The sequence below is a fragment of the Levilactobacillus mulengensis genome (assembly GCF_003946045.1).
Taxonomy (GTDB): Bacteria; Bacillota; Bacilli; order Lactobacillales; family Lactobacillaceae; genus Levilactobacillus; species Levilactobacillus mulengensis.
The window spans coordinates 17,476-41,083 of sequence record NZ_RHNW01000007.1 but is presented as its reverse complement, the minus strand read 5'-3'; the positions used below and the strand labels follow the sequence as shown (position 1 = coordinate 41,083).

General features: G+C 52.2%; 19 protein-coding genes. 13 read left to right on the top strand and 6 right to left on the bottom strand.

Annotated features, from left to right (window positions below):
• Window positions 1-525: 525 nt before the first annotated feature.
• From EKM84_RS07930 to EKM84_RS14430, 9 genes are all read left to right on the top strand, one after another.
• Complete coding sequence (locus EKM84_RS07930) at window positions 526-1,539, top strand: lipoate--protein ligase (RefSeq protein ID WP_125765228.1); 1,014 nt, start codon at window positions 526-528, stop codon at window positions 1,537-1,539.
• A gap of 131 nt (window positions 1,540-1,670) precedes the next feature.
• A complete protein-coding gene (locus EKM84_RS07925; protein WP_125765227.1) occupies window positions 1,671-2,093 on the top strand; it encodes a hypothetical protein in 423 nt (140 codons plus the stop codon).
• A gap of 11 nt (window positions 2,094-2,104) precedes the next feature.
• A complete protein-coding gene (locus tag EKM84_RS07920; RefSeq protein ID WP_225418171.1) occupies window positions 2,105-2,749 on the top strand; it encodes a hypothetical protein in 645 nt (214 codons plus the stop codon).
• Window positions 2,750-3,131: 382 nt separating this feature from the next.
• Window positions 3,132-3,407 (top strand): type II toxin-antitoxin system RelB/DinJ family antitoxin, encoded by a 276-nt coding sequence (locus EKM84_RS07915; protein ID WP_125765226.1) that lies wholly within the window; start codon window positions 3,132-3,134, stop codon window positions 3,405-3,407.
• Between the two features lie 102 nt (window positions 3,408-3,509).
• Window positions 3,510-4,064 carry a TetR-like C-terminal domain-containing protein gene (locus EKM84_RS07910; RefSeq protein WP_125765225.1) on the top strand — a complete coding sequence of 185 codons (555 nt, stop codon included), beginning with the start codon at window positions 3,510-3,512 and terminating at the stop codon, window positions 4,062-4,064.
• A 121-nt stretch (window positions 4,065-4,185) separates the two neighbouring features.
• Window positions 4,186-5,985 (top strand): oleate hydratase, encoded by a 1,800-nt coding sequence (locus EKM84_RS07905; protein WP_125765224.1) that lies wholly within the window; start codon window positions 4,186-4,188, stop codon window positions 5,983-5,985.
• A 144-nt stretch (window positions 5,986-6,129) separates the two neighbouring features.
• On the top strand, window positions 6,130-6,720 hold the full coding sequence (locus EKM84_RS07900; protein ID WP_125765223.1) for a TMEM175 family protein: 591 nt from the start codon (window positions 6,130-6,132) through the stop codon (window positions 6,718-6,720).
• A 14-nt stretch (window positions 6,721-6,734) separates the two neighbouring features.
• Window positions 6,735-7,805, top strand: a complete 1,071-nt coding sequence (locus EKM84_RS07895) for a YdcF family protein (protein ID WP_125765222.1) — start codon at window positions 6,735-6,737, stop codon at window positions 7,803-7,805.
• Window positions 7,806-8,150: 345 nt separating this feature from the next.
• The gene (locus EKM84_RS14430; protein ID WP_263853627.1) at window positions 8,151-8,285 is read left to right on the top strand and encodes a hypothetical protein; all 135 of its coding nucleotides are present in this window, start codon (window positions 8,151-8,153) and stop codon (window positions 8,283-8,285) included.
• Between the two features lie 295 nt (window positions 8,286-8,580).
• Here the strand turns inward: EKM84_RS14430 and EKM84_RS07890 are convergent, their stop codons facing one another.
• The 3 genes from EKM84_RS07890 to EKM84_RS07880 form a co-directional block, all read right to left on the bottom strand.
• Window positions 8,581-9,432 (bottom strand): SAM-dependent methyltransferase, encoded by an 852-nt coding sequence (locus EKM84_RS07890; protein WP_125765221.1) that lies wholly within the window; start codon window positions 9,430-9,432, stop codon window positions 8,581-8,583.
• Between the two features lie 78 nt (window positions 9,433-9,510).
• Window positions 9,511-9,930, bottom strand: coding sequence for a helix-turn-helix domain-containing protein (locus tag EKM84_RS07885; RefSeq protein WP_125765220.1), 420 nt, complete (start codon window positions 9,928-9,930; stop codon window positions 9,511-9,513).
• Between the two features lie 430 nt (window positions 9,931-10,360).
• Window positions 10,361-12,169 carry a M3 family oligoendopeptidase gene (locus tag EKM84_RS07880; protein ID WP_125765219.1) on the bottom strand — a complete coding sequence of 603 codons (1,809 nt, stop codon included), beginning with the start codon at window positions 12,167-12,169 and terminating at the stop codon, window positions 10,361-10,363.
• A gap of 200 nt (window positions 12,170-12,369) precedes the next feature.
• Here EKM84_RS07880 and EKM84_RS07875 point away from each other — a divergent pair, with 200 nt between their 5' ends.
• The 3 genes from EKM84_RS07875 (at window position 12,370) to rny (ending at window position 16,839) form a co-directional block, all read left to right on the top strand.
• Window positions 12,370-13,320, top strand: a complete 951-nt coding sequence (locus EKM84_RS07875; protein WP_404819572.1) for an alpha/beta hydrolase — start codon at window positions 12,370-12,372, stop codon at window positions 13,318-13,320.
• A gap of 1,115 nt (window positions 13,321-14,435) precedes the next feature.
• Window positions 14,436-15,128: a YoaK family protein gene (locus EKM84_RS07870; protein WP_125765217.1), complete on the top strand. Its 693-nt coding sequence runs from the start codon at window positions 14,436-14,438 to the stop codon at window positions 15,126-15,128.
• 100 nt (window positions 15,129-15,228) lie between these two features.
• Window positions 15,229-16,839, top strand: coding sequence for a ribonuclease Y (gene rny / locus EKM84_RS07865; protein WP_125765216.1), 1,611 nt, complete (start codon window positions 15,229-15,231; stop codon window positions 16,837-16,839).
• A gap of 310 nt (window positions 16,840-17,149) precedes the next feature.
• On the opposite strand, the gene EKM84_RS07860 is transcribed toward rny, so the two are convergent.
• Both EKM84_RS07860 and EKM84_RS07855 read right to left on the bottom strand, forming a co-directional pair.
• Window positions 17,150-18,727: a bifunctional metallophosphatase/5'-nucleotidase gene (locus EKM84_RS07860; RefSeq protein ID WP_125765215.1), complete on the bottom strand. Its 1,578-nt coding sequence runs from the start codon at window positions 18,725-18,727 to the stop codon at window positions 17,150-17,152.
• Between the two features lie 1,313 nt (window positions 18,728-20,040).
• A complete protein-coding gene (locus EKM84_RS07855) occupies window positions 20,041-22,116 on the bottom strand; it encodes a cation:proton antiporter (protein WP_125765214.1) in 2,076 nt (691 codons plus the stop codon).
• A 539-nt stretch (window positions 22,117-22,655) separates the two neighbouring features.
• Between EKM84_RS07855 and spx the strand changes: the two genes are divergently transcribed.
• Window positions 22,656-23,054, top strand: a complete 399-nt coding sequence (gene spx, locus EKM84_RS07850) for a transcriptional regulator Spx (RefSeq protein ID WP_125765213.1) — start codon at window positions 22,656-22,658, stop codon at window positions 23,052-23,054.
• A 168-nt stretch (window positions 23,055-23,222) separates the two neighbouring features.
• Here spx and EKM84_RS07845 read toward each other — a convergent pair whose 3' ends face one another.
• Window positions 23,223-23,507: an ATP cone domain-containing protein gene (locus EKM84_RS07845; protein ID WP_125765212.1), complete on the bottom strand. Its 285-nt coding sequence runs from the start codon at window positions 23,505-23,507 to the stop codon at window positions 23,223-23,225.
• Window positions 23,508-23,608: the final 101 nt, after the last annotated feature.

The window sequence follows — 23,608 nt, the reverse complement described above, 5'->3', positions numbered from 1 at the left end:
GTGTGGAGCAGGGCGGTTAGCTGGCGAGCATTAACGGCGAAACGGGAATGACCCCGAATCTGGGTCGCTTTCGTTTCGGTGTTAAGCGGAACCGGCTGCCCTGCGGAACACGTTTCGAAGGCTGCCAGATTAGGGACTGAGTGGTGAGAGCCAATTGAACGCACTAAGCAAATGCAGTCAGTAATCACCAAGCCGGGCAGGAGTTCCAAGCCTTTCTAAGCGCAGGGACCTGCCTTGCGGAGCGCGACTCCAGTGCCCATCTCCCCCTGAACTCGCATCACCGCAGAAAGTTATTTAGATTCCAACCGTCCCACTTTCACCAACCCAATGTCACCGAAAAAATTTCGTGAAATTCCCGGCCAAGCAGGGCTCATCACCGCCACTAGCGACAAAGTTTCAAAAATTCTTTCCACTTTATAAGCTAAATTGTAATCGGTTACAACTCGTGCTATGATTTAAAGTAACCGGGAAAGTTACCGTATGGGACTGCCCCGGGTTGGTTAATTTGAAAGGGGTTTTTAGGTTATGTATTGGTATGCCATGAAATCACACGATATTCGTCAGAATTTAGCAACGGAACAATACTTGATGAACAACAAAAAGTTCGATGAACCGCTAGTCTTGTTCTACTATGAAGGACCTTGCATCATCGTTGGTCGTAACCAAAACACACTGGAAGAGATCAACCAAAAGTACGTTGAAGAAAACAACATCACGGTTACCCGTCGGTTATCGGGTGGCGGTGCTGTCTACCAAGACCTCGGGAACCTTTGCTTTAGCTTCGTGGTTGATAGCGATAGCGAAGAATTCGGGGACTTCAAGTCCTTCGTTCAACCCGTCGTCGATGCTTTACATGAAATGGGCGCCACGACTACCGAAGTTTCTGGCCGGAATGACATTTTAGTCGACGGCAAGAAGTTCTCCGGTAACGCGATGTACTCGCACAGCGGCAAGACCTTCTCCCACGGTACCTTGATGCTGGACGTGGACCAAGACGTGATTGCGCATGCCTTAAACGTCCCAGCCGACAAGATGAAGTCTAAGGGCATCAAGTCCGTCCGTTCACGGGTCACGAACTTAAAACCTTACTTAGCCCCTGAATATCAAAACTTAACGGTCCCAGAATTCCGCGACACCTTATTAAAGGAATTGTTCCACGTGGATAGCCCGGATGCCATCAAAGACAAAGAAGTTGTCATCGAAGACAGCGAAAAGGCTGCTATCGAAAAGATTTACAAAGACTACTACAGCAACTGGGATTGGGTTTACGGCAATTCTCCAGAATTCACGGTTAAGAAGCGTCAACACTTTACGGCCGGCACGATTGATGCCCGGTTATTAGTTGAAAACGGGAAGATCAAGAACATCAAGTTCTACGGTGACTTCTTCGGTCCTTCTGACGCAACGGAATTGGCTGACAAGTTAGCCGGCGTCCGTTACGACCGTGAAAACGTCGGACAGGTTTTGAACAGCGTCAACACGCAACTCTACTTCAATGGGATTGATACCAAAGATGTTTTAGACTTGCTGGTTGATTAGATTCCCGTTAGTTTTCGGCGATTAGCTGATTTTCCGCCGGGAATAAGTTAGAATAGAATGGAATTGACTAAGACGTGGTCGGTTTGACTGCGTCTTTTATTTTAGGAATTTATTGAGGAGTTTATTTTAAAATGAAAGATCGTAACGTGATTGCCTGGGCCATCATTTCCATGGTCGGCTTTATTGCTTTAAATTTTCTAATGTCCCGGCCCTTCGTTGACTCACCCAACGTGCAAATGACCATGGCCGAGTTCTGGCACACAACGCTGATTGCGTTCGTGCTCTACGCTGTGCCAATCGTGTTAGCCGCGCTGAACTGGAAGCCATCCTTCTACTTCATGGGATTGGTCATTGCGCTGTACACGTTGTCACCGGTTAGTGTGATCATTAACATGTGGATGGACAGCGGCGCCAGCGTCATGATTAAGATGTTGATGTCGGCATTTGGCTTGGCATTAATCGTCGCCAATGGCTACTGGCTGGTCCTGGCATTACGGTTACGGCTCCGGCAACAAAAAATTGCGGACGCCAAGCGGTTCGCTGCGAAAAAATAGAGGTGTAAGGCATGAAACGAGAAATTCAAGCATTTATTGACGCGGTCGCAGCCGATGAAATTCAACATTTCACGGCGGACACCACCGAAAAAGACTTTTTCAAGGATCCGGATGGCACCATGGCCCCCTTAACAGCCTTCATCCGCGAACAAATTGGTCAGGATCAACTGGCCCAAGCTACGCTCAACGTGACCGACACGGACGTTTCCGTGCGGTTGGAGATGAGTGTCATCAATTTGCCAATGCAAGATAGTAAAACGATTGGTAAAATTATGGAAACCACGGACGAGGCCGACCTAAACGTGTATGCCGTTATCGAAACGCCAGATATCAACGTTTCTGGTCTACGCATCGACGCTTTGGCGCCTGCGACGACCTACGTGGATCAGGCTAAAGTCGCTGACCAAAGCCTCCATGACTGGTTAGGCCTTCAGATTGAAAAGCTCCAGGCAGCGGCGACCAACGAAGCCGCTACCGACGTACCCAATGCGGACGTCACTAAGCCGGCAGCTAAGAAAACGACGACTAAAAAGCCAGCCGCTAAGAAGGCGACGCGCAAGGCAACCACTAAGCGCACGACCGCTGCCAAGAAGCCCGCAACCAAGCGGACTACGACGAAACGGGCAACGACGCGGAAGACCACGACGAAGAAGTAGCCTTGTCTTTTGCGACTAAGTGTGCTAGTATAGTTTCTATGCGATGAGTCGAGAAATCACGCGTCCCTTGCTTGCAAGGAGCGTCCGCACAAGCGGCTAGGTGAATTTGTCAGCAGGGCACATATGTCACCGTATTGTGACGTGTCTGATCTTGAGGGAATGTGGATTCCGAGATGGATCCGTTCGGGAAACCGAACGCTGTGTGAAAAACGTCCAATCAGTCTTGTACTGGTTGGGCGTTTTTTTTGCGTCAAATTTGCGAAGTCAACTGCTAGTTTCATTTGTTTTTTGGTGCTTACGTTTTTTGTGCAAGGCAAGTATTAATTTCAGCAATTTTGTATGGTAGCTTGTATGATCAAGGCAAACGAAAGGGGATTTCTGCATGCATGCTCCTAAGCAAGAGAAAAAAGAGATTCAAGTCGCAATGGATCGACAATTGGCTGATCAAGCTGATGCCGTATTTAAAAAGTTGGGGATAGATTCGACCCATGCAGTAACGCTATTTTTTGAAAAGGTCGTTGCCGAAGGGGCCTTGCCGTTCGACTTACAACAGGAGATTGATTTAGAGTTACGTGAAGCCACTCGGAGGTTACCCGTTGAGCGGTTAGCGACGCGGCGCCAAGTGGAAGCCTGGTTTACGGACAGAACGCACGACTAATAATATTTAGACTATTGAATTATTGTTAATGACTTCCCCCTTGAATTCGTTGAGGGCGGCTTGCTATACTTAGCCCAGCACATTGGTGAGGGGCACTGACATATGGCAAAGAATACGAAACAAGAATTGTCGGCGGCACTGTTGACGCAGCTCCGGACAACGCCGGTTGATAAGATTACCATCAAATCCATCGTGACGGCCTGTGACCTGACGCGGCAGACCTTTTATAACCATTTCAGTGACATTTACGAACTGGTTGAGTGGACCGCTAAGCAGGCGACCGCCGAGTCACTACAAAACGTGGCGGACTATGACAACTGGCAACAGGGATTCTGTAACGTGATGACCACGATTAAGGAGAACCGGTATCTCGTGCAGAACACCTACGAGTCAGCCTACCGCGACCTTTTAGAAAAATACATATATACGGTGCTGTATCAGTACATTATCGCTGTGGTTGAGCGCCAGGCGGCGGGGATACGGGTCGCTCAGAAGCACAAGGATTTCATTGCCCATTTTTACAGCCTGGCCTTTATTGCGCTCATTTTCGAGTGGGTCAAGGATGGGATGCGAGAGGACCCAGCCGACATCGTCGAACAAACGGGCGTGTTGGTGCAAGGGGATTTTCAGAAGGCCTTACAGAACTATGCCGAATAATTGACAAAATCGGGGAGCTGTCAAAATTTTGACGGTTCTCTTTTTTTGTCAATTGTCTTGTTGGCGGGTGGGCCTTATCTTAAAGACAAGCACCTAATCCCAAACAAAGAAGGTCATCTTCATGAATATCTATCAGACGATGTATCATCCACTCAAACCCGCTGGCATCGACGACCGTCGGGCCAACATTGTTGGTGGTGGGATTGCTGGGTTAGCCACCGCGGTCTTTCTTATTGACGACGCGCAGATGCCTGCCCGGAACGTCACCATTTATGAAAAGAAGCCGGTGATGGGCGGCTCCATGGACGGCACCAAGGGCAATCAAGGTTATCTGTGTCGGGCCGAACGGGAGCTGGAACCCTACATGGAATGTTTGTGGTACCTGTGCAGCAAGATTCCATCGCTCGAGAATCCTGGGCGCACGGTGCTAGATGACGTGGTCGACTTCAACCGCGATGAACCCATTCACAGCGAGGCGCGGGTCATCGTGAACCAGGGTGAAATCGACAGTCATTACCATGATTATAAAATGAAACCCGAATATGCGGCCGCCATGGAAACGATTATCAATTCCACGGAAGAAGAATTAGCCAACAAGCGGATCGATGAATTTTTTGACAAGGATTTCTTTAAAACCAATTTCTGGACCTGCTTCCACAGTCAATTGGCCTTCAAGCACTACCACAGTGCCATTGAATGCCGGCGTTACTGGCAACGGTTCACCTTTATTTCCCGGCACGAATATCTGGAGGGGTTCGTCCACACCAAATACAACGAATACGATGCTATCATTTTACCAATCGAACGCTGGCTGATTGACCAGGGGGTCCACTTTGAAAACAACTTCAACGTGACCGACCTGGGCTTCTCCGATGCCAACAACACGGTCGATGAAATTATTGCGACTCAAAATGGTAGCGCTGTCAGCGTGGCTGTACAACGGCAAGACCTGGTCTTCGTCACCACGGGGTCTATCAGTGAAAACAGTACGTTTGGCGACAATCACACGGTGGCCGAGACCAACTGCGACATGCAGGACATGGGGACGTTTACCATCTGGCAGAACCTGGCCAAGAAGGACGCCAAGTTTGGCCATCCCGAAAAGTTCCTGGGACAGATTGACCAGACCAAGTGGATTTCCTTCTTCCCAACGGTCAAGAACTATCCGGAATTCTTCAAGCGCATCGAGGAACTCTCTGGCAGTCCAGCCGGGACCGGTGGCCTCATGACGTTCAAGGATTCCAACTGGGATCTTTCCTTTGAAATTCACCACAAGCCATTCTTCCCCTACCAAGCCGCCGATGAAGAAGTGGGTTGGGGTTATGGCCTGTATGGCGAAAATGAAGGGAATTATATTAAGAAACGTATGTGGGATTGCACCGGCGATGAAATTTTGACGGAACTGCTGTACCACTTGGGCATGTTAGACATCAAGGACGAGGTACTGGCCCACACCTACATGTCGACGACCATGATGCCGTACTGTACCAGTCAGTTCATGCCACGGCAAGCCGGCGACCGGCCACTGGGAGTCCCAGAAGGCTGCACCAACCTTGGCCTGCTCGGGCAGTTCGTGGAAATTGACGATGACGTGGTCTTCACGGTTGAAACCTCCGTTCGGACCGGGTTAGAAGCCGTTTACAAGCTGCTTAACTTTGACAAACGGCCAATCGAGGTCAACCCTTCACGTTACGACGTCCGCTACCTGCTGCAACGAATCAAGCGCTTCCAAGGCATCACCGGTGACGTGACCGCTGCCGATTTGCCACAGGTTGATCCGGCCCAATTACCAGTACTGACGGCCAAGCTGTTGAAGCTGGTCAACGCCGTCCCACCGTACTATCAGATGTACCTGGGTCGCGACCAAACCATCCCCAAAAAGGCCGCAGTGTTGCATCCCAAGGCCCCACACAGTAAGTAACCATACACCTCCGCTGTAGATGCTGTGCAGACCTACCTGAAAGTCGTCCTTTGTGGACGGCTTTTTTGTCGAGAAAACCAAGCCCCCGCTAGTGCAGAACTGTGCTATCCTAAAACTATCTTGAATTTTGAGGGGACTTACTAAATGGATAAAGGACGGGTGGCGGCCTTCACGGATGCCGTGGTGGCCATTGTGTTAACGATTATGGTGTTGGAGTTCAAAACACCAGAGGAGCCGACGTTTGCGGCGTTGGCTAGCGAGTGGAGCTATTTAGTGGCTTACTTGATTAGCTTCTTATTTATTGGCGTGGCCTGGTACAATCATCACTACATGTTTGCGCTGACCAAGCGGGTGACCAAGAGTCTCTACTGGGTCAACAATCTCTGGATCTTGGTAATGGCGATGCTGCCAGTGTCCACGGCCTGGGCCGGGCGCTTTATTATGGACGTGCAGCCGGAGCTGTTTTATTTCATCATCTTCACCTTCTGGACACTGGCCTATGCCGCATTATCCTACACGGTGATGCGGGTCAATCGAAAACGGCATCCGGAGATTGCGCGGAAGATTCAGTGCATGCCGGCTTACCGGATTCACGCCAACGTGTGGTTTTGGCTGGTCTGGGTCATCGTGCTGGGCCTGATTTTTGTTTGGCCACCAATCTCGTTGCTCTTTACGTTAGGCGAGCTTATCTTGATGGCGGTTCGAACGTCGGATGACAGCGACAAATTGTTTTAGAGGGGTTTAACAACATGCAAGATGAATTATTTAATATTCCGGCCTATTTTTATTTAGGCTGGCTGATTCCGCTGTTCTTTGGCGGGGTCTTTGCCATTAGTTACCGAATTGAGAAACGCCGATTGGGCAATGGTATTTGGTTTTCGCTCTTTTTCTATTCGTTTTTAGCGCTACTGGCGATGACGATTCTGGGGACCAATAACAAATGGTTGATCGTCATTAGCATTGCCTTGTTCGTGATTTTGCTGTTACTGATTGGGGTGGTCTTTGCCCTCCAAGCATTCCTGTTGCTGTGGAATGCCTGGATTGTTTGGAAACGGGAGAGCCACACGCTGGCTAACATGCTCACGTTATTTCTCGGTATTGCCATTCTCCTGGCGCCGTTTCTGACATCGCTAATGACGCGTTATCTGCCTATGCCAGTGGCTTCCGGTATCGGTCTCTTTGCGGCAATGATGATTTTCTACGTCCTATTTTGGTTCTACAATTATCTGACGATGCTGGTGATTTATCAATTTAATCATCCCCGGTATAAGCAAGATTATTTAATCGTGCTGGGAGCGGGCCTGTTAAATGGCAACGAGGTTTCCCCACTGCTGGGCCAACGAATCAATCGCGCTTTGAAATTTTACCGCAAGCAATTACGTAAGATTGGCCAAGGTCCCGTGATTATCTTCTCCGGCGGCCAGGGTGGTGACGAAACGATGCCGGAAGGGGTGGCTATGTGCCAATACGCTATTGACCATGGCTTGCCACCTGAACAGGCGATTGCCGAGGATCAGTCGAAGACCACCTACGAGAACATGGTCTTTTCCAAGAAAATTATTGCTGACCGGGGGACTGTTCAGCCCCGGGTGACCTTCGTGACCAACGGCTACCATACGTTCCGTGCGGGGATGATTGCCCGCAAAGCCGGTCTCAAGGCCAACGGAATTGGTGCGCACACCGCGAAATTCTTCCTGCCGAATGCTATTTTGCGTGAGTACATGGCGATTTTCGTGGGGAATAAGCGCTGGCATGCGGTGGCAGTGGGGCTGATGTTGGTGTTGACCCTGGTCCTCACCTGGGCCGAATACCACGGGTGAAAATGCGACCAGGTTGCGGTGGCGTTCCCGGCGGCGGATTCAAAGTGCCCTGCTGTGGGGCACGGTTCCAGCCTGAGGAGCGGGCTTCCACCTCGCTTTTGAGCCAAAGGACGGTCTCAAAAGTCGTCCCGTGGTCTAGGTTGGGACAGAACCCCAACCAAGTCCACCGACACAGCTGGGCACTTTGATCCACCTCTGGTCACCGACACTGACCGCGCTGGTTCATTTTCACCAGGAAGCGGTAACAGATGTTTATTTTTCCCTGTTAAAATTAGTCTGTACACGGTGATTATTTACGACGGCAGTTTGATAGTCTTAGCTGAATACGAGGAGAGGTTAGTATTGATGGCAGAATCAGATGAAACTTCCCAGAACCGTAGAATTGAAGTAGCTATTGCGTTGGTGCAGATGGTCCACGAGGCTAGACAGGGACGAGAGTATTCACTTGAAGAAGTAAAAGAGGAGATTCTCAAAAATTAGCCTACAAAAATATCGACCAGTCCCAAACGGACCAGTCGATATTTTTTATTCGTCGCGATGTGCTTGGTAACTGGCAAATGCTGCGTAGCCGAGCGCGGCCAGCAGGATGCCCCCCAAACCATAAAATAAGATATTCCCCAATGCTACCATGACAGCGTTCCTCTCTGTATGACTTAACTTGTCACATCATAGCAAAACTTCGTGGTAGGGTAAATAGTCTGAGGGGCAATGTAATATTACAATTTTGTGAGAACGGACGATTCTGAGTTGCCGCCCAGGAAGGCGTTGGATTCACCTATTTGACCAAATAAACGTGGTCCTGGACCAGGTCAATCTGGGTGTAGTGGCGGTTCAGATCGCGCGTTTCCTTATTTTCCAACAAGTGGGCATGGTTCCAGAAGTCTTCGGAACCAGTGGCGCCGTGGGGTTCACCCAGAACGACGAAGTCCACGTCCTTATTCGTGGCGCGAATTGCCTGCAACAGGTCCCAATCCAGCGGCAAGCCGTCCGGCGACCAGGACATGACGACTACGCCGACCTGGTCCTGATATTTCTGCCAGGCGTCCGTGGCGGACAGGGCCTCGATCGCAGTCAGGGGATGGCGGCCAGTTTCATTTTCCGCGGTCCACGCCTGACTATCCGTGGCGTACACAGTCTTGTGCGCGTCACGCAGCCCCTTTGAAATGTAGCCGTTGCCCGCCATGACTTCCAGCACGGCCCGGTTGCCGACAAACTTGGCCAGGTCACTCACGAAGGGTGCCGGCGTGTAGGCCCACATGCCGTAGTGCGTTTCCAAATAATCCCGGAAGGAGCGCAAATCGTGGTCTAGCTTAGGCAGCGCGTCGGACAGCTCGTTCCAAATTTTATCGCCGGTCGCATCGCCAGCGGGGTAACGGGTGTTAAGCTTTTGGAAAATCTGATCCTGGCTGTCATCGGGCAGTTGGAGCAGGGGCATCTGCTGGGGCAGGTCGCCCGCCGCCAACATCCTGTCCGCTAGGAGCACGTTACTGATTAAAATCTTAATGGACGGGTAGTCATTAAATTGGTGATAGTAGGCCGTCATGCGTTCAATGTAGCTGGTTTTCCGTTCGCTCAGTGGGGCGTGACGGACCTTTTTCTTGAGTTTTTGCAATTTCTTGGGATTCACGAGTACGGTCCTTTCTGGTGCGTAACACCGATAGAAAAGGCCGGCTGATTAGCGTTCGCTGACCAACCGACCCGATACTTAATGGTCGTCTAAATGAAGATCCAATTCTTCTTGCTGGTTCGGTTCCGGCGTGGTGGCGCGGTTCTCACGACCATGCAGGTAACCGTCGATCAACTGGTAAATTTCGTAGCGGTCACGGCCACTTAACAGTTCGCGGTTGAAGCTCAACTGCTTACCGGACAGGAAGAGGCGGCCGAGGTCGTATTCGTCTCGTTCGGCTTTCCCGGTCAAGTAGTCCATGGTCACGTCAAAATATTCCGCAAGCTTCCGGACTTCCAAGAAGGAAGGGGTCCGAATGCCCCGTTCCCAGTTGCCAATTTGTGACGCTGTGTTGGCATGCTCTTCCGGTTCGCCCGCTTGCGCATTGAGCGCCGTTGCCAGTTGTTCTAGTGTAATGTGTTGGCCTCTGCGCAAGGCCCGCAGTCGTTCTGAAAACATCCAACTCACCCGTTTCTTTCCAGTCTATGATAACTCTCATTATACCACTCTCTGTGGTTTTTAAGGGAAACTTGTCTGACTGGGGTTGGTCGTTGTTGGCGCCTCCGGGCTGGTGAAAACTGGGCCGTGGCGCTGTGGGCGCACGTCTGGAGCCAAAGGGCGGTCTCCAGACTTACTTTGAGCCTCTGGGAAACGAGTCTCAAAGATAGCAGTTGCCTAAGCGGGGGACCCGCTAAGGCAACTCCCACGGCTGAGCCCATTTTCACCAGCCCTGCGGCTGACAGCGGCGTAACCCCATCCGACAGGTATTCTGCTGGCTTTGGTGAGCTGGCAGGTTGCTTCACTCTCATTTGTCGTGCGGGTGATAGCTTTTACCTACTAGATACTTGGCGACTAAATTTTGCTTTCGATAACTAGTTTAACGCAGTCTCTACTTCACCAATGGATCCGTTAGGCGCATGAACTCTGCGACGTCGCGCTTGATTAACTTGACGCCAGCTTGCCAGAAGTCTGGTTGGGTCAGGTCGACGCCCAGGTGCTTTTGGGCCAGTTCTTCACTGGTCATGTTGGCCGTGTCTCGCAGTAGCGCGATGTAGTGGTCCTCGAAGTTGCCTTCCTGTTGGGCTTTGGCGTAGATTCCTAGGCTGAACAGGTAGCCGAAGACGTAGGGGAAGTTGTAGAAGGCCGGTTCGTCGATGTAGAAATGCAACTTGCTGGCCCACAGGTGTGGCGAGTAGGTCGACAGGTCGTGGCCAAAGGCTTCCTTTTGGGCGTTGAGCATCAGTTCGTTTAACTCGGCTGGCGTGACCAGTTTTTGTTGGCGTAACTGGTAGAAGCGCGTTTCAAACAGGTAACGGGCGCGGATGTTTAGGAACATCGCCACCGGGTTATCCATCTTGGCGTTCAGCAGGGCAATCTTTTCGGCGTCGGTCTTAGCCGCCTTGACGTTGGCGTCGGCGACAATCAGTTCACCAAAGGTCGAGGCTGTTTCCGCGACGTTCATCGCGTAATCCTGGCGGAGTTGGGGCAGGTCGTCGATGACGCTGGAATGAAAGGCGTGGCCGAGTTCGTGAGCCAGGGTGGCCACGTCGTTCGGTGAGCCGGTGAAGGTCATGAAAATGCGGGACTCGTGGGTCTCTGGGGCACTTTCCATCCAGCCGCCGGGCGCCTTGCCAGCACGGTCTTCGGCTTCGATCCAGTTATTTTCAAATGCACGTTGAGCCAGCGCCGCCATTTTCGGGGAGAACTCGCCGTAGTGCTTGATGATGAAGGCCGCCGCCTCGTCAAAGGTGAAGTGGTGTTCGGCGCTACCGGGCAGATTGAGTGGCGCTTCCACGTCCTGCCAGCCGGCGTGTTTCTTGCCTAACAGAGCCGCCTTGCGGTCGAGGTAGTCCAGCAGAAATTGCTTGTTGTCGTCCACGACCTGCCACATGGTGTTCAGGGTCGCCGCGCTCATCCGGTTATCCTTTAACGGTTCGCGGAGAAAATCAGTGGTGCCATGAGCGGCGTATTCGGTCAACCGGAAGCCGGCCAAATGATTCAGCGTGTCGGCAAAAAGTTGTTCCTTGTCCGTCCAGGCCTGTTCCCACGCTGGGAGGAGGGCCGCCCGGTAATCGGGGTCGGCGTTGCCCAGGAGATTGTTGTCGGCTTGACCGGCAGACAGGGTCGTTGGGTTGCCGTCGGCGTCGTGGAAGGGGATGTTAACGGTCGAGACTAGGGAGTCGTAATGACTGCTCCAAGCGGCCTTGCCGTCAAGGTTCAACCGGCTAATCAGGGCTTCGGTCTTGTCGTCGAGCAGTTCCTTGCCGTCGTCGCGCATTTCTTTTAAGTTAAACGCGATGGGTTTCAGGTCGGGGGTGGCTAACATGGCTGTGAAATTGGCGTCGGGCACTTGGACCAACACCTTTTTCAACTTGCCACTAACATTTTCCGCCTGGTTGGCTAAGCCGCGGAGTTCGGCCTCCATGGGCGCCACGTCGGGGTTCGCGCTGTCCGCAGAACCGACCGCCGTGATGAACAGGCCGGCTTGGCCAATGGCGGCGCCAATTTCCTGTAGTTGCGTGATGAGTTTAACAAATTGTTGGTACTGGGGTGCATCGCTCGCGGCGTCCCAGCGGTCCAAGAGATCGCCCAACGACGCAATGGCCGTCTTGGTTTCGGTCAATTTCGTTTTCAGTTGGGTGGAGTTGATACCACCCGCAAACAGTGAGTCTAAATCCCAATTTAACGCATATTTCATGGCGAGGCCTCCCTATGTAAGTTGTGACCATTATAGCAAACTTCAAAACGATTGCGCTCACCGAAAGAACTTCGTATACTTACCAGAGGGAGAAATCTGCCAACCAGCCGCGAATCATCGGTAATTAGCGGCTGATTGGCAGGCGTTGACTGCGGAGAAATTTATCCGCGGGACGTTGAGAACTGAGAAATTGGGAGGAAATGAATGTGAGTAAACGACTAAAGGGGTGGCTGATTGCCCTCGTGGTGCTAGTAGTGCTTGTGGGTGGCGGTTTAGTTGGTGCTAGCCTGTACTTCTACAACATGACGATGGCCAGCGGCAAGAAGGCGTTTGTGGCAACCAGCACTAAGCTAAAACGCACGGATCCACTGTACGACGCGAAGAAGTGGTATCAGACGGTACCTAAGCAACGGTGGACCGAAAAGGCTGCCGGTGCCAATTTAAAATTAGTGGCGGACTATGTGCCGGCCGCCAAGACCACCAAGAAGACGGTCGTGCTGGTTCACGGCTTCGGGTCTGACAAGGAAGCCATGGGCGGGTACGTCGCCATGTTTCATAAATTAGGGTATAACACGCTGATTCCCGATACCCGTGGGCAGGGTCAAAGCCAGGGGAAGGTCATCAGCTACGGGTATTACGAGAGCAAGGACTATTTGAAATGGGTCAACCAGGTCATCGCCAAGCAAGGCCAACAGTCCCAAGTTGTCCTGTTCGGGGTGTCCATGGGGGGCGCCACGACCATGATGACCAGTGGGCTGAAGACGCCGAGCCAGCTGAAGGCCTACATTGAGGACTGCGGGTACACGGATGCCCAGGCGGAAATCACGTATCAGGCCAAGCAGATGTACAACATTCCGTACTGGCCGTTGGTGCCAATGACTAGCACCGTGGCGCGGATCAAGGCCGGGTTCCATTTCAAGGACGCCAACGCCTTAGCTGCGGTCAAACGGAACCACAAGCCGATGCTGTTCATTCACGGTGGCGCGGATACCTTTGTGCCAACGCGGATGGTCTACCAGGTCTACCGCGCCGATGCCGGGCCGAAGGAGTTGTTGGTGGTGCCGGGCGCTAAGCATGCGGCGGCACTGTCGCACGCCCCCGCCCTTTACACCAAGACAGTCAAAGCCTACCTGGCAAAGTACATTCACTAAGCTTGGTTTGAACACTTGTCGTTGGTGGCGCCTCCGGGCTGGTGAAAACTGGGCCTGGTCGCGTCCGTTCCCGGCGGCGCGCTCAAGGTGCCCTGCTGTGGGGCCGGTTCCAGCCAAAGGGCGGGCTTCCACCTCAACTTTGAGCCGAAGTGCGGTCTCAAAGGTTGTCCCATGCTCTAAGCTGAGAAAAATCGCTCAGCTAAGACCATCGACACAGCTGGTCACCTTGGCTCGCCTCTGGTCACTGCCACGACTGGCCCAGTTTTCCCAGCCCTGCGGCTAACGTTAGTGTAACCAGCCGTGAAAGTAGTTTGCCGGTGGGATTGACTGTCGTTGGTGCGTGGGGGAAGTCGTGATATCAGGTGGTCTCAAAGGTTGTCCCATGGAACTAGGCTGGGAAAGAACCCCAGCCAAGGCCATCGACACAGCTGGTCGCCTTGGCTCGCCTCTGGTCACTGCCACGACTGGCCCGTTTTCACCAGCCCTGCAGCTAACGTTAGTGTCACCAGCAGCGAAGGTGGTTTGTCGGTGAGATTGGTTGTCGCCGGTGTGGGCAGATGGGTTGAATGTATTTGTGATAAATTTAAAAATTATCGAGTGGACTGAGTTGCCCGTACGTTGGGTGACCGGTCCACTTTTGCTTTAGTTTTGCGGCCGTTATTGTGTAGGGAAAAATAATAGGTTTAATCATCCCCAGACAATCTGTCGGGGCGTTATAATTGACGTTGTAAATGGACTTTTTACCCAATAACAACTTCACCCTAATACGAGTGAAAGAAAAGAATAAGTCGTTTGCTAACGGGAAACGTCTTGTCAGCGCCAAGCGATAGTGAAAATGACCATACCACGGTGAGTGACCAGAGGCGGGTCAAAATGCCCGGTTGTGTCGATGGTCTTGGCTAGGGGTCTTTCCTAGCCTAGTCCATGGGACGACCTTTGAGACCGTTCCTTAGGCTCAAAGTTGAGGTGGAAGCCCGCCCCACAGGCTGGAACCGACCCCACAACAGGGCGTTTTGAACCCGCCGCCGGGAACGGCCAGCAACCACGACCCAAACGCATTTTCACTGTCCTTGACCTGACAAAGTAATCCCAAGCAAGCGGAAGGAGATGATTGGATGGAGCCAGAAGTTTCGCACCAATATCGGCCCGTCACCGAAACCATCCTGACCCTGGGGGCGACCCTGGTCATGGGGATGATTGACGCGGACACCTTTCTGAATCATGGCGCCGTCTTTGTTAGTGCTCAGACCGGGAACCTGGTCGTGTTTGTCGTGAAACTCGTCGAACATGGCTGGGGCGCCGCCTGGGTCAACGTGCCCGTTTGGATTGGCTACTTCCTGGGTTGTTTTGGCGCCCAGGGGATAACGGAACATCTAGGCAAGGCCAACAAGCGCCAGCAGATGCGGTGGTTAATGCTACTGGACGTGGTGGCGTACGCGTTACTGGCCAGCCTGCAACACGTGATCCCAACGATGTGGCTGATTTTTCTACTGGGCATCATGGCCGGCTATGAGCTGACCGTCTTCCGTCAGGTCGGCGGCATCGGCATCAACAACGGCATCATGACCGGGAATACGAAAAATTTGGCCACCAACGCCTACCGTGCCTGGTTTGACGGCGACAAGGCCGCCCGGGCCAAGCAGAATCGATTGGCGTTAGTATTGCTAACGTTTATTCTCGGCTGTGCCGTGGGCGCGCGTTTAGCCAACCTCACGCCCCTAGGTGTCCTGTGGATTGCGGCCGCTTTAAAATTAATTTTATTGGCGTGGCTCTATGTTCCCGCCGCGATGGAGAAACCGGACGCATGATTGGTTTGGGTTGTGGCCGCAAATAGCGTATAATTAACGAGATAAGTGACCAACCCACCCGGCGCCTCGTCGGGACTGAAAACTAAGGAGCACGAATAAATTGTTAATCACAGGACTCGTTATCGGTTTCCTGCTGATTGGGCTGGTAGCCGGCTATCTGGTGCGCCAGCATAAACATCGTCAGGAACTTCTGGCGGTGCAGGAACAGGCCCGAGACATCATTGCTCAGGCCAACGCCCAGACCCAGCAGCGCGTACAAAAGCTGCACGAAAAGAGTCGGCGCGAGACCTTAGCCTATCAGCAGTCAGTTAAAGATGAATTAACCGAACAAAAAAGTGACATTGCCGTTAGAGAACAGCGTCGTCAGCAGCGTGAACAACTGTTAGGCCAGATGGCCGTGCGGTTAGATGATCAAACCGCGATGCTCGATGAACGCAGCCAAGCCAACCGTGACCAGCGTCAAGCCATTCATGGATTGAAGAATCAAGCCACAGAACTGAGCACCAAGCGTGACGAGACGTTGGCAGAACGGGCGGGGATGGATGAAAAGGCCGCCCAAGACCACGTCATCCAACACACCGAAGAAGAATTGACCCGCGACCGTGACGTCGAGGTCAAGGCGTTGAACGATAACGCCGTGGCCAACGCCGAGAAGTGGGCCAAGGACGTCGTGTTATCCGCCACCGAAAGTGGGCCGCAAGACCTGCCGAAGGAACACATGGAACACACGGTGACCGTCCCCAACGGCGAAATCCGTAGTAAAATCATCGGTCGCGATGGCCAGCATATTCGCTTGCTGGAAACGCTGACCGGGACGGACCTGATTTTTGTGCCGGATGACAACACCACGTTGTTCATTAGCACGCATGACCCGATTCGCCGGGAAGTAGCCCGGGTGGCGCTCACCAATTTGGTCGCCAGTCGGCGAATTTCCGCGAACCAGATTGAAACGCAAGTGGAAAACGCCCAACGTGACGTCAACCACAGCCTCTGGGAAACCGGGGAACAGACCGTCAGCCTGTTGCATGTGGGCTGGATGCACCCCGATTTGATGAAACTGATCGGTCGACTCAAGTACCGGACCAGTTACGGGCAAAATGTGCTCTTGCACTCGATTGAAGTGGCCCAGTTGACTGGCGCCATGGCCGCACGGCTGGGGTACAATACCCGTTTAGCACGGCGGGCCGGCCTCCTCCATGACTTGGGGAAAGCCATCGACCACGAAGTCGAAGGCACCCACGTGGAAATCGGGACGGAATTTGCTCAGAAATACGGTGAAGAAGACGTGGTCATCAACGCGATTGCCGCGCACCATGGGGACGTCGAGAAGACCTCGCCACTGTCCGACCTGGTTGCCGCAGCCGATGCGGTTTCCGGTGCCCGACCTGGTGCCCGGAGTGAATCCGTTGAAGATTACATCAACCGGCTGCGGGCGTTGGAAAAGATTGCCAACGACCAAGAGGGTGTGGCCGAAAGTTACGCCATCCAAGCCGGTCGTGAGTTGCGGATCATTGTGAAGCCTAAGGAATTGGACGACACGGCCGCAGCCAACCTGACCCAAGAAGTGGCCAAGCAGATCGAAGCGACGTTGACTTACCCAGGTAAGATTAAGGTCACCACGATTCGTAAGTCCACGGCGGTCGAGTACGTCGGTGACGAAAAGAAAAAAGCCAAAAAGAAGAAAAAGAAAAAGGCCGCTAGCGCTAGTTAGTTGCCAAAGAAAAAGGTTATCCGTATGCCAACCACGATTGTAGTTGGCTACGGATAACCCTTTTTGTATGTAGCGTGTTTTTGAAATAATTAATGAAAACGGACGTAATCATCGACATCAACGTACAGCGGCGTGAGCCAGTGTCAGCCGTGGGATTCTATATTCGGAAAGAATTTTCGAATATGGAATGGCGACTTTGAAACGTGGTTTTCGGTTCAAAGCGAGCCTAAAGACCGTTTCTCAGGCTTCAGGCGTTCTGCCCACAGCGTTCCGGCTCATTTGCGCCGCCCGGTAAGGCGAAATCGAAGCGCTATCCCCGAGGCTCGTTGATGATGGTGAAGTTGGCGTTGGCTGTGGCGTCGACGGTTGGGTGTTCCTGCAGATAATCCGCAATGATTTCACTCATCGCGCCCTGGCTCTCGGCAATGATCTTGTCGGCGCCAAACATGGCGTAATGGCCGCCACCGACTGCGCGGTATTGGTTGAGCACGATGCGCAGCGGTTGGTCCGGCGTCACGGGTTGCCCGTGGTACGTTAGCCGTTCCACGCGTTGGCCAACGGGGTTCGCCACGTTCAACGTGTAATCGATGCCTTCGTACATATCGTAATTGTACTGGCGATGTTTCGGGTGGATAAAGGCCGGGTTCACAATGATTTGACCGTCCTTCACGCTAAAGTAGCGCGCACTGACCTCTAAGGCCGCCCGTAAGTCTGCCCCAGTAATTTTCAAAAGGGACAGGCCGTTCGGGTACACGTAGTTGGTCATGATGTTGCGCATGGTGATGGGATTTTCAAAGCCACGGGCCTCGTTGTTAAAGAGGGCGGTAGCGGAAATGTCCGCGCCCATCGTTGCCATTTGAACCTTTTGAATAAACTCAATGTAGGGGGTCTCGTGAATCCGCGCGTCAAACGGGTCGTCAAAGGTCATGTCGCCCTTAATGTGGCCGAGCGGTTGATCCAGCCAGTGGCCAACGGCATCGTTTAAGCCATTGGCGGCGGCGAGGACCTTCTTGTCGAGCGGTGCTTCTTGAGCGGAGACCAGTTCGGAGTGGTGCTGGGTCACCGTGACCTTGCCCGCAGCGTTGCGGTCGAGGTCCAGGGTGATCTTACCCACGGCCTGACCGCGAAAACCAGGTTGGGTCGTGGGAATATCAAAGACATCGGTGGCGAGTTGGCGATGCTGATGGCCGGTGACCAAAGCGTCGATGCCCGGAATGGCCTCTAAGATGTGGTAGGCCTCGTTTTCGCCGACGTGAATGTCATTGGGCTGACCGGTGGTTAAGTCGCGCTCAAAGCCACCGTGGTAGCACACAACGACCACGTCAGCCTGTTCCCGGATAATGGGGACATATTTCTTGGCGGCGATGAAGGCCGATTCAAACTGCAGGCCACTGATATTGGTGGCCTTTTCCCATTTGTAAACGGCTTGGGTGGTCAGACCCAGCACACCAATTTTGATGCCGTCTTTTTCAATGATCTTGTAGGGCTGACCGTATTCGGGGTCGCCATTTTTATCCAAAATGTTGGCGCAAAGAATCGTGCGTTTGGCATCTCGAATGGCGGCCTGTAAGTAAGCCTGACCATAATTAAACTCATGATTGCCGAGGATTCCGCAGTCATAATCAATCTGGTTATAAATGTTGAGCAGGGGCTGCGGGTCGCGGTCGGGTTGGACGCGCGCCACGTAGTAGGCCAACGGGGATCCCTCCAGGAAATCGCCATTTTCAATGGTCACAACGGGTCCCTGTTCCTTGGCAGCGGCTTGCTCGCGGGCGATGACCGTGGCCGCGCGGGCCAGGCCAAACCCCTGGTGGCTCCCCTTTTTCACGTAGTTCGTGGGGAAGACGTACCCGTGGGTATCACTTGTCGATAAAATTGTCAGCTTCATTAATTGTCACCCTCCAATAGGAAGTCTGGCTGGCCACGGGTCACGTAGACCAGTTGCTGGCAGACCGTTCGCGAAAAGACGCCGAAATCTTTAACGTGTTAAAGAAATTATAAGCTAGTTTGGGTTGCGTGTAAATTTTAGCTGGCTAAAATCGTAAATTTTTCCAATTTTCTCCCGCCGAAACGATTTGCAGGGGGCTGAAATTTGTATTTGTCATCGCCTCCGGGATGGTGAAAATGGGCCGTGACGCTGTGGGCGCACGTCCGAAGCCTGAGGTGCGGTCTTCGGACTTACTTTGAGCCGAAGTTCACGTCTCAAAGATAGCAGTTACCTAAGCGGGGAACCCGCTAAGGTAACTCCCACGGCTGAGCCCATTTTCACCATCCCTGCGGCTGAGACTGGTTTGGGGCCCGCCCCCTGCAAATCATTTCGTGGTGTTTGCCTGTATTTTGAGCCCGCCAACTGTAGGGGGGAAGAAGGTTAGCCGGTTAAATCAGACGACGGGCTGTTACTTGAATTGAATCCAAGACAGTTTCAGGGTAACAAAAAACGGCGGCCAGACCTTGATCGTCTGCGTCGTCGCTTTGAGAATAACGTATCTTACGTTTGGAGTGGGCTGGTTGCAGTAGCAGTGCCGCCCGTTTTTTACTTGGAGGAGTAAAATTGGTAACTTATTCGTTTGTTTAGTCGTAAGTTATGCAATTACTATACCAACAATTTGTGAAGAAAATGTGACGGAAATATTACAAAGAGGCCGGAGCCACCGAAATCAGGTTGAAAACAAGCGTCAAAGCCTATGATACCGGGCTAGACCAGTGAAAATTAAGAAACGGCAAAACGAAAGCGAACCCCGCCACTTACCCATTTGAATTTCACAAGCGACGCCAGTACCAATGTATATTGAACGGCACTCAGAAATTTAATTACTCGTTCAGGAATATTCTTGGGTAAATTGGCAAGAAGGGGACTAATTTAAATTGCGGTTGTGGTAATAAACAATTGACCAGTGCAGAGCGGCTACGGTCTAAAACAGTGTAAGTCGCGGGGCGGGTGCAAATGGGCCAGCACAGACAGTATGAGTGACCAGAGGCGGATCAAAGTTCCCAGCTGTGTCGGTGGTCTTGGCTGGCGTTCTTTGCTAGCCTAGCCCACGGGACAACCTTTGAGACCGCTTTTTGGCTCAAAGTTGAGGTAGAAGCCTGGTTTTCAGGCTGGAACCGACCCCATAGCAGGGCACTTTGAATTCGCCGCCGGGAACGACAGAACACGTCACAGCGTCACGGCCCAGTTGCACCCGCCCGGAGGCGAAAAGTTTAGTCCGCAGCTGAGCTTTCTTGCATGTAGAGCATCTGGTCCGTCGATACATGTTGGTACAGTTCTTCGGCCAGCTCAGGCGAAACTTCCTTAGCACTCCGACGTTGCCGAATATAAGTGTATTCATACTGGAAGGCCTGGATGAACAGCTCGTTTTGCTGGTCGGTGATTTCCTTGGAGGCAAAGCGCCGGTGCCGGGCATTGTAGTAGTTCCGCACGGCGTTGACTTCCGTTTGGTTGTCGACACTGGAAATGTCCGTCAGGTAAGCGATGACGTCGTTGTACACGTCCTGTTCAATCTTAAGGTAGTTTTCCCGGCGGCGTTCATCAGCCGCTGGATCGCGGCGGCGACGGAAGCGGCGGGGTTGGCGTTCTTGCTTGATGCGTTCGGCGCGTAACCGTTCTTGTTCCGCCGTTTGTGGATGTTGTTTCAACCACTTCTCCTGTTGCGCGATTCGCTGTTCACGGTGGCGCCGGCGGCTGAACGTATGGGTCAGTCGATGCCAGATGAAACGAATCCACAGCGTGGAATTGACGAAGGGGTTGTTGTGACTCATTTGCGATTTCATCAGGAGAATCCGCACGTAACGACTGGCAAATCCTTGGGAAATGGTGCCATTGTCGGCGAGTTTTTGGACGGTATTCACTTCAATTTGAGTCGCGTGATTGAGAATTTCACTCATCTTCTGTCGGTCGGGACGTTCCGTCGTCGCTTGACTGTTTAGCGTTTCAATCACAGCCTGTGTGGCACTAGGCATGTCCGGATTTTCTTGCGCTAAGCGTTCCGTTGCGTAGGCCACTAAGGCTTTACGTTCGCGTAGGGCCTCGGCTGGGTCGACGGCCACTTTCTTATTTGGTAGTAGCATCGGCATGATAAAGGTGGGCACGAGTAAACTCAAAATGATGACAACGGCCGCGATGAAGATCATGGAATTTCGGAACGGGAAGGCGTGACCGTTTAACGTTAGGGGTAGCGAGAAGGCCATGGCTAACGTAATGGTTCCGTGCACACCGGAGAGGGCGCCAATCAGGGCGTTGTGCCGGCGGTCCGTATTTTGTGAACGAATCAGGGCCCAGTCGAACCGAATCCACAGGTACCGCAACGCTAGCATGACCACGTAGAGCACGACTGCTAGCAGGACGTAGGTGGGAATGGATTTGGTGCTATCACGCTGAATATTTACCCAGACGGTTGGTAGCGAAACGCCCAATAGGACGAAGACGAAGCCGTTTAAAATACTGGTGAGAATGTGCCATGTAGAACGTGAAACCAGCTGGAGTTGGGTACTGGATAGGCGCAGTTGGTCGGTCGAGATACTGAACATCAGGCCGGCAGCGACGACCGCCAAGATACCGGATAGGCCAATGTGTTCAGCGGCTAAATAGATGATGAAAGGCACGACAACATCGTAAGGCACAATGACGCTGGAGGAGTCCATCCCGCCGCGGACCAGGTAGACCCGCAACCAGACGGCGACGACCCCGAGAATCAGGCCAATCAGGAGTCCCCCGAAGAAGACGATGAGGAAATGTTTGATCCCGCCGCCTAGGGAGAATTTCCCAGTGGTAAAGGCAGTCAGGGCCAGGCTGAAGGCAACCAAACCGGAAGCGTCGTTGAACAGCGACTCCCGTTCCAACATGCCCATGACGCGCTCGGGCACAGCCATGTTGGCGGTGATAGAGCCCACTGCGACGGCATCGGTTGGTGTCACGATAGCGGCTAGCGCGAAGGCCAGCGCTAATGGTAGGGCACTGAGGACGGCGTGGCTGAGGTAGCCTAAGAGGACAACGGTCAGGATGGCCAGCACCACGGCCATGGACATCACCGAGCCCATGTTTTTCCGCAGTTCACCGGCGTTGGCGTTGCGGCCGTCGTAAAACATTAACGGCGCAATGATTAGAAGCATGAAGACTTCAGGCTCGAGGATGAAATGGTGATACAGGGGCACTAACGAGAGTAGGCCCCCCACAAAGATTTGGTAAAACGCCTGCGGAATGGCCGGAAAATAGGGGTAAATCGTATTGGCCACGATCGTCGCAAGGACTAGCAGCAGGACAGCATAGAAGATTTCCAAGAGAATCCCTCCAAAATGAATAGAATCGTTGGTTCTTATTTTACGCCACTCGGTCCGGAAATAATGGAATAATTGTCCGTGAGTTTGGAAAAACTAATGTTTAACCAATTTTCGGCGAATGGCTAGGCGGTCTAAAGCGATTAAATTGCGTGATATGAATAATAATACTAGTAAAATGAATATAAATCCAATTAGATAAAAAAGAGACGCCCGGGAGGTATGTTCGTAAAAGTCCGTAACCTATCGGTGGATAATTGGTTGACTTGCAAAACTTTGTGGCCCCGTTACAGGCCGAAGTTTCGGGAATTCGCCCAGTTTATCACAAAGTAACGGGGGTGAACGGAAATGGTTGGGAATCCCAACCAACCCACTGAAAAATGTTGCCCCTTATTTAGAAAGTTTCCAAAAAAGGTTGATTATTCATTCAATTGTGGTAACATATAAGTTGGTTCTACTAGATAGTTCGATAAATTGTTTAGGTGAACTTTGTTATGTTGTCTGTTATCGTTACTCAATCCAACGATAAGGAAGTGCTGAATATGATTAATTTGTACATTGCACCAAGTAGCGCATCCAGTCGGAAAGCACGCGCTTGGCTGAAGGGACACGATATTGCTTTCAGTGAACGTAATATCAAGTCAAAGCCATTGAATGCTGCCGAAGTTAAACAGATTCTCCGTTTAACTGAAAACGGAAGTGAAGACATTATCTCCACGCGGTCCAACGTGTTTAAGGAACTGCACGTTGATTTGGACAGTTTATCAGTTAGCCAATTAGTTGATCTCGTTGTGAAGTACCCCGACTTGATCAAGCGGCCCATCATCTTTGATGACAAGCGGCTTGAAGTGGGCTACAACGAAGAAGAGATTCGGCGGTTCTTGCCACGGGATGTTCGGACCGCAGAACTCCATCACTTGGAATCACAATTAAGCTCATAGAATGGATCGATCAGTTCTCGGGGGAGTGCTGGTCGGTTTTTTATTGAAATGATTATAAACCACGTTCCGTTGGCCGGGTTTCACGGCTGGCGAAAAAATGTGGGACAAAAAGAAAAGCTGACTCGGAAATCCTAGTGATTTCTTGGTCAGCTTTTTTTGTAGTTGAAATTAGTGACTCGCCTTTAAATAGCTTTGGGCCATATGCGCGTATCCCAGTTGTTCCAAGGTTTCTACGATGGTAGCGGTAATGGTTCCAGTGGCTACCACGTCAAAACCAGCCAATTGGGCGACGATTAAGCTCTCTACCCGGTGCACAACGGTTGGGTCGTTGGTCAGGCTAGCGAGGGCTGCATGGATCTTTTTGGAATTGAACGGAGCGTGTTTACCGTCCGGGGTTTCCACGGTAAGGCCGCTTGGGTCCATCGTCGTTTGTGATCTTCTGATAACGTCCATCGTCTCTTGCCCTCCTAGGTTTGCTGGCACTTGCGGTCGTTGGAAGCAACCGACCTGAAAAATGCCCGTACACCCATCTTACGATGAATCCGGCAAAAAAA

Bases quoted from the DNA above. Each gene is read 5' to 3' on its own strand.
- EKM84_RS07870 (WP_125765217.1), top strand. From the start codon at position 14,436: ATGGAGCCAGAAGTTTCGCACCAATATCGGCCCGTCACCGAAACCATC.
- EKM84_RS07900 (WP_125765223.1), top strand. From the start codon at position 6,130: ATGGATAAAGGACGGGTGGCGGCCTTCACGGATGCCGTGGTGGCCATT.
- EKM84_RS07875 (WP_404819572.1), top strand. From the start codon at position 12,370: ATGAATGTGAGTAAACGACTAAAGGGGTGGCTGATTGCCCTCGTGGTG.
- EKM84_RS07910 (WP_125765225.1), top strand. From the start codon at position 3,510: ATGGCAAAGAATACGAAACAAGAATTGTCGGCGGCACTGTTGACGCAG.
- EKM84_RS07920 (WP_225418171.1), top strand. From the start codon at position 2,105: ATGAAACGAGAAATTCAAGCATTTATTGACGCGGTCGCAGCCGATGAA.
- EKM84_RS07895 (WP_125765222.1), top strand. From the start codon at position 6,735: ATGCAAGATGAATTATTTAATATTCCGGCCTATTTTTATTTAGGCTGG.
- EKM84_RS14430 (WP_263853627.1), top strand. From the start codon at position 8,151: ATGGCAGAATCAGATGAAACTTCCCAGAACCGTAGAATTGAAGTAGCT.
- EKM84_RS07860 (WP_125765215.1), bottom strand. From the start codon at position 18,727: ATGAAGCTGACAATTTTATCGACAAGTGATACCCACGGGTACGTCTTC.
- spx (WP_125765213.1), top strand. From the start codon at position 22,656: ATGATTAATTTGTACATTGCACCAAGTAGCGCATCCAGTCGGAAAGCA.
- EKM84_RS07925 (WP_125765227.1), top strand. From the start codon at position 1,671: ATGAAAGATCGTAACGTGATTGCCTGGGCCATCATTTCCATGGTCGGC.
- EKM84_RS07915 (WP_125765226.1), top strand. From the start codon at position 3,132: ATGCATGCTCCTAAGCAAGAGAAAAAAGAGATTCAAGTCGCAATGGAT.
- EKM84_RS07880 (WP_125765219.1), bottom strand. From the start codon at position 12,169: ATGAAATATGCGTTAAATTGGGATTTAGACTCACTGTTTGCGGGTGGT.
- EKM84_RS07905 (WP_125765224.1), top strand. From the start codon at position 4,186: ATGAATATCTATCAGACGATGTATCATCCACTCAAACCCGCTGGCATC.
- EKM84_RS07885 (WP_125765220.1), bottom strand. From the start codon at position 9,930: ATGTTTTCAGAACGACTGCGGGCCTTGCGCAGAGGCCAACACATTACA.
- EKM84_RS07845 (WP_125765212.1), bottom strand. From the start codon at position 23,507: ATGGACGTTATCAGAAGATCACAAACGACGATGGACCCAAGCGGCCTT.
- EKM84_RS07930 (WP_125765228.1), top strand. From the start codon at position 526: ATGTATTGGTATGCCATGAAATCACACGATATTCGTCAGAATTTAGCA.